The sequence below is a fragment of the Methylobacterium sp. J-030 genome, from assembly GCF_022829545.1.
GTDB lineage: Bacteria > Pseudomonadota > Alphaproteobacteria > Rhizobiales > Beijerinckiaceae > Methylobacterium.
The window spans coordinates 1-5,303 of record NZ_JAKSYM010000164.1; the positions used below are offsets into that span (position 1 = coordinate 1).

Genomic DNA, 5,303 nt, shown 5'->3' on the forward strand with positions numbered 1-5,303 from the left:
CCGGAACCGCGGCTCCCGGGCCTCCGGGACCTGCGGACCGGGGGGGGGGGGGGCGCCTCACCGCCACCCGATCCGCTTGAAGAACCCCGCGATCGCCTCCGCTGCCCGGTCGGGATCCTCCCGGTGCGGGAAGTGCCCGACGCCCGGGAACGGCGCCAGATCGAGATCCGAAAACGTCTCGCCCAGGCGGTCGGTCCAGGCATAGGGGAAGATCGGGTCGTGCTCGGCCCAGCGCACGCAGGTCGGGACCGTGATCGGCGGCAGGGGCGGGGCCTCGCCCTTGAGCATCGCCACCCGCCCGGCATGGGCCGCCCGGTAATGCGCGAAGCCGCCCGCGAGGTTTCCGGGCTTCCAGTAGGCGTCCACGAAGGCGTCGAGCACCGGATCAAACGCGTCCTTCCGGTGCGACCAGTGCCGCAGGAAGTGGCCGATATAGGCGGCGCAGCTCTCGCGGCTGGCGCCGACCAGCTGCACCGCCAGATCCATCTGGTTGAAGGACTGGTACCAGATCTCGGTGAGCCGGTCCGGCGCCCCGAGGCGGAGGCCGATGCCCGGATAGACGAAATCGAACAGGACGAGGCCGGCGCAGCGCTCCGGGTGCGCCCGGGCGAGCGCCTGGATCACCGCCCCGCCGACGTCGTGGCCGACGATGCCGGCCCGCGCGATCCCGAGGGCGTCGAGGAGCGCCACCATGTCGGCGGCGTGATCGGCCGGCCCGAAGGGACCCGCCGGCTTGTCGCTGTCGCCGAAGCCGCGCAGGTCCGGGGCGATCAGGGTGTGGCGGGAGGCCAAGCGCGCCATCACGGGCTCCCAGGTCAGCCAAAATTCCGGCCAGCCGTGGAGCAGCAGCAGCGGCGCCCCCGTGCCGTGCCGCGCGACGTGCAGATCCGCCCCGTTCGCGCGGATCCTCAGGTGCTCGATCCCGTCCATTTGCCCTCCATCTCGGCCCGGCGCGCCAGCATCCGCGCCTGCAACCGGCTGCGGCGGGCGGCGATCACCGTGCCGTTGATCTCGCCGCCGAACAGGAACATGGCGGCGAGCCAGTAGAGGAACACCAGGAACACCATCGCGGTGGCCAGACCCCCGTAGGTCGACGCGTAGGCGTTCGAGAACCGGTCGAGGTAGTAGCCGAAGCCGAGGCCCGCGAAGAACCACAGCACCAGCGTCACCCCGATCCCCGGCAGCACCGACAGGATCGAGCGCCGCCCCGCCGCCACGAACTTGTGGGCGATGACCAGGATCACGGCCAGCAGCAGCGCGGTGACGGCGATCCGCCCGATCGCCACCGTGAGGCTCAGGGGCTCCAGCCCCGGCGCCACCAGCACGAGGGTGCGCCAGATCAGGGGGCCCAGCACCACGAGCAGCGCGAAGGCCAGCATCGCGAAGGCGCCGCAGATCACGTAGCCGATCGATTCGAGCCGGGTCAGCCACCACGGCCGGCCCTCGCGCAGGCCGTAGGCCCGGTTCAGACCGACCCGCAGGCTCTCGACCCCCGAGGACGAGAAGTAGAGGGCGAACAGCGCGCCCAAGGTCAGCACCCCGCTGCGCTGCTCGGTGAGCACCCGGTGGACCTCACCGACGATCGGCTTGGCGATCTCCCGGGGCCACGCGTCGAAGATCAGCACCCCCGCCTCGTCGGCGAGCGACTGCGTGCCGAACAGGCCCGCCAAGGCCGCCAGCAGGATCAGGAACGGGAACAGCGACGTCAGGGTCGAGAGCGCGATGTGGCTGGCGATCGCCCAGCCGTCATGGGAGACGAAGCGCTGCGCGGCCAAGCCCATGACCTGCAATCCGTTGCGGAGGGGTTTCACGGTGTCCTGACGATCCTCTGGCGGAACGGCACCCCGATGAACGGTGCCGGGGCCGGCCCGTCAACGCGGACGACGCGATCCGGTCCCGAACACGAACCGGTGACGCGCCGGCGCCACGCCCCCGCGGGCGTTCCGGACATCGCCGTTGCGACTCGCAGGCCGGATGCGCCTTAGATACGGCTATGCTGACACCCTCACGACCCCCGAACCGCGCGGCCGGCATCCTCCCGGCCCTGTTCGTGCCGATCTGGGCGACCGGCTTCATCTCCGCGCGCGCCGTGGTGCCGCACGCCGATCCGCTGGGCTTCACGGCCGTGCGCTTCACCGCGGTCGCCCTGGTGATGGCGGGGATCGCGCTGGGCTCGCGCGTGCGGTGGCCGGCCGACCGGGCGGGCTGGCGCGATCCCGTCGTGGCGGGCTTCCTGATGCAGGGCGTCTACCTGTCGAGCACCTTCTGGGCGGTGAGCCGCGGCCTGCCGGCCGGGATCGCGGCCCTCGTGGGCAGCCTCCAGCCGCTGCTGACCGCGCTCCTGGCGCAGCCCCTGCTCGGCGAGCGGGTCAGCCCCCGGCGGGCGCTCGGCATCCTGATGGGCTTCGCCGGGGCGGGCCTCGTGCTGGCCCCGAAGATCGGTGCCGCCGACCCGTCCGGGATCCCGCCGCTGGCGCTGGCGGTGAGCTTCCTGGCGGTCCTGTCGCTGACGCTGGGCACCCTCTGGCAGAAGCGCACCGGCGGCCGGGTCGATCTGCTCGCCGGGGCGACGCTCCAGTTCGTGGGCGGGATGGCCTGCGCGATCCCCCTGGCGCTCGCCTTCGGCCGCGCATGGTTCGAGCCGGTGGCGCCGGTCTGGCTCGGGCTCGCCTGGGCGGTCCTGATCAACTCGGTGGCCGGCATCCTGCTGCTGCTGGCGCTGATCCGGCGGGGGGCGGTGGCCGGTGTCGCCGCCCTGTTCTTCCTCGTGCCGCCGGTGGCGGCCGTGCTCGGCTACCTCCTGTTCGGCGAGGTGCTGACGCCGCTCCAGGGCGCCGGGATGGCGCTGGCCGCCCTCGGGGTCGCGGTGGCGAGCCGGGGCTGAGAACCTTTGACCCGGGATCCCCAAGGGCGAGCCCTTAGGCGGGGTCTCGGGGCGGAGCCCTGAGATCTTGACCAGGGCTCCGCCCTGGACCCGCGAAAGGGCTCGCCCTTTCGAAACCATGACCTGAGCCTGCGACCGCAGGGCCCGGAAACCCTTCGCGGCCTCGCGGTTTGATGCGCGCGGGCCGCGACGGCCCCGGCACCGAGCGAGGCACGGATGGATCAGGACAAGCCCCGCGAGATCCGCCTCGCCCTCGACGCCATCCCCCTCGGCGGCAAGGCCGAGGGCAAGGCGGGCGACGACGCGGTTCTGTTCGTGCGTGACGCGGACGGCGTGCGCGCCTTCCAGGCCAAGTGCCCGCATCTCGGCGCGCCGCTCGCCAAGGGCGAGATCTGCAGCGGCCGGCTCTACTGCCCATGGCACAAGGCGGCCTTCGCGCTGTCCGACGGCAGCCTGCAGGAGCCGCCGGCGCTGGAGGCGCTGACCCGCTATCCCGTCCGGATCGAGGGCGGCGAGGCGGTGGCGACGCTCAGCCCCGAGCTGGCCCCGGCCAGGCGCGTGGATGCCCCTGTCGCCCATGTCCTGATCGTCGGCACCGGCGCGGCGGCGGTCGCCTGCGTGACGACCCTGCGCCGCGAGGGGTTTGCGGGCCGGATCATCATGGTCGGGCGCGAGGGACACCCGCCCTACGACCGGACCAAGCTGTCCAAGCAGTTCCTGGCAAAACCCACGCCCCCGGAGAAGACCCTGCTGGAGCCGGACTTTTCCGCCGCCCACCACGTCGAGCGGATCGAGGCCGAGGCCACCCGGATCGAGCCCACCGCCCGCCGTGTCACGCTGGCGGACGGGCGCTCGCTCACCGGCGACGCCCTGCTGATCGCCACCGGCAGCCGCGCCGTGGTGCCGGATTTCGAGGGTAAGGACCTCGACGGCGTGATGACGCTCCGCAGCCTCGACGACGCCGTGCGGCTCAGCGATGCTGCCGGGCAGGCCAAGCGCGTGGTGGTGGTCGGCGCGGGCTTCATCGGCCTGGAGGCCGCCGCCTTCCTGACCAAGCGCGGCCTGTCGGTGACGGTCCTGTCCCGGGAGGCGATCCCCTTCGCCAAGCGGTTCGGCGACGAGGTTGGCGCGGCGCTGAAGCGCTACCATGCCGGCAACGGCGTGACCTTCGTGACCGGCAGCGTCGCCCGGATCGCCGGCGACGGTCGCGTCGCGTCGGTGGAGACCGAGTCGGGCGAGAGCCTGCCGGCCGATCTCGTGCTGATCGGCGCCGGGGCCGCACCGGAGACCGGGATCGTCGCCGGCATCGAGCCGGACGAGAAGGGCGGCCTTCCGGTGGGGGCCGACCTGCGGCTTGCCGAGAACGTCTGGGTGGCGGGCGACATCGCGGCCTTCCCGGAGCACGGCAGCGGAGTCACAGCCCGGATCGAGCATTGGCGGCTCGCCCAGCAGCACGGCACCCACGTGGCCCGGGCGATCCTGGGGGCGCAGGGCGATTTCTCCGGCGCGCCGTTCTTCTGGAGCAACCAGGGCGACAAGCGCCTCGACTACGGCGGCTACGCACCGGATTTCGAGCGGATCATCCTGCAGGGCGACCCCGCGGCGCTTGATTTCATCGCCTACTATGTCCGGGAGGGCCGCGCGGTGGCGGCCTGCAGCATTGGCCGCAACGCGCCGTTCACGGCGTTCCTGCACCTCCTGGGCGAGGGCCGGGTGCCGAGCCCGGAGGCGATCGAGGGCGGTGCCGACCTTGCCGCACTGGCGTAATGGAACCCTGACGGGCACCCGCGCCTTTCGCTTGCTGGTGCCCGCCGTCCGAGAAGCCGGGCCGCTCCGAGAGGCCCCATGAACCAGATCCTCGTCGTCGCCCTCATCTGTGCCGCCTCGGTCCAGGCCCCGGACTGCTCGCGCGAGACCGCCATCGACGTGGTCACCGGCCCGGCCCACACGCTTCAGGAATGCCTGATCCAGGGCCCGGTGCTCGCCGCGAATTCCGGTTTCCGGGGCGAGGACGGCGCCTATGTGAAGACGCGCTGCGAGCAGAAGCACTGAGGTCGTAGGCGAACGGCGCCGTTTCTCTCCCTCCCCCCTCTGTGGGGGAGGGTGGCCCCCGGATGGGGTCGGTGGAGGTGAATCCGGCCTGTGGCTTGTTTCGAGCCTCCATGGTGGACGACGCCCTTGTCTGTACCGCTGGTCTCCCTGCCCCCCCTATGCGGTAGAGTAATCCCTGAAGCGGGTCGCGGTACGGGCCGCCAGTTTCTGGATCCGTGGCCGGCACGGTGACTGTCTGAAGACTGGCCTGGAGCGGCAGCCCCCTCGCCCGACGCCTGCTGACGCAGTGGTCACCCTCCCCCGCAGAGGGGGGAGGGAAACGCGCGGGTCTGGCAGATGTCGTTACCTGAGAACGGAAGCCGGAATC

At 72.2% G+C, this 5,303-nt stretch carries 5 protein-coding genes; 3 read left to right on the forward strand and 2 right to left on the reverse strand.

Annotated features, from left to right (window positions below):
* Positions 1-57 precede the first annotated feature (57 nt).
* Both MKK75_RS10125 and MKK75_RS10130 read right to left on the reverse strand, forming a co-directional pair.
* Positions 58-930 (reverse strand): alpha/beta fold hydrolase, encoded by an 873-nt coding sequence (locus MKK75_RS10125; RefSeq protein WP_244042461.1) that lies wholly within the window; start codon positions 928-930, stop codon positions 58-60.
* On the reverse strand, positions 909-1,781 hold the full coding sequence (locus MKK75_RS10130; protein WP_244042465.1) for a YihY/virulence factor BrkB family protein: 873 nt from the start codon (positions 1,779-1,781) through the stop codon (positions 909-911). The genes MKK75_RS10125 and MKK75_RS10130 overlap by 22 nt, the downstream gene beginning before the upstream one ends.
* Positions 1,782-1,993: 212 nt before the next feature.
* Between MKK75_RS10130 and MKK75_RS10135 the strand changes: the two genes are divergently transcribed.
* The 3 genes from MKK75_RS10135 (at position 1,994) to MKK75_RS10145 (ending at position 4,936) form a co-directional block, all read left to right on the forward strand.
* Positions 1,994-2,884, forward strand: coding sequence for a DMT family transporter (locus MKK75_RS10135; RefSeq protein ID WP_244042462.1), 891 nt, complete (start codon positions 1,994-1,996; stop codon positions 2,882-2,884).
* Positions 2,885-3,100: 216 nt separating this feature from the next.
* A complete protein-coding gene (locus MKK75_RS10140) occupies positions 3,101-4,651 on the forward strand; it encodes an FAD-dependent oxidoreductase (protein ID WP_244042463.1) in 1,551 nt (516 codons plus the stop codon).
* 78 nt (positions 4,652-4,729) lie between these two features.
* Positions 4,730-4,936, forward strand: coding sequence for a hypothetical protein (locus tag MKK75_RS10145; RefSeq protein ID WP_244042464.1), 207 nt, complete (start codon positions 4,730-4,732; stop codon positions 4,934-4,936).
* Positions 4,937-5,303 lie beyond the last annotated feature (367 nt).

Bases quoted from the DNA above. Each gene is read 5' to 3' on its own strand.
- MKK75_RS10125 (WP_244042461.1), bottom strand. From the start codon at position 930: ATGGACGGGATCGAGCACCTGAGGATCCGCGCGAACGGGGCGGATCTG.
- MKK75_RS10130 (WP_244042465.1), bottom strand. From the start codon at position 1,781: ATGGGCTTGGCCGCGCAGCGCTTCGTCTCCCATGACGGCTGGGCGATC.
- MKK75_RS10135 (WP_244042462.1), top strand. From the start codon at position 1,994: ATGCTGACACCCTCACGACCCCCGAACCGCGCGGCCGGCATCCTCCCG.
- MKK75_RS10140 (WP_244042463.1), top strand. From the start codon at position 3,101: ATGGATCAGGACAAGCCCCGCGAGATCCGCCTCGCCCTCGACGCCATC.
- MKK75_RS10145 (WP_244042464.1), top strand. From the start codon at position 4,730: ATGAACCAGATCCTCGTCGTCGCCCTCATCTGTGCCGCCTCGGTCCAG.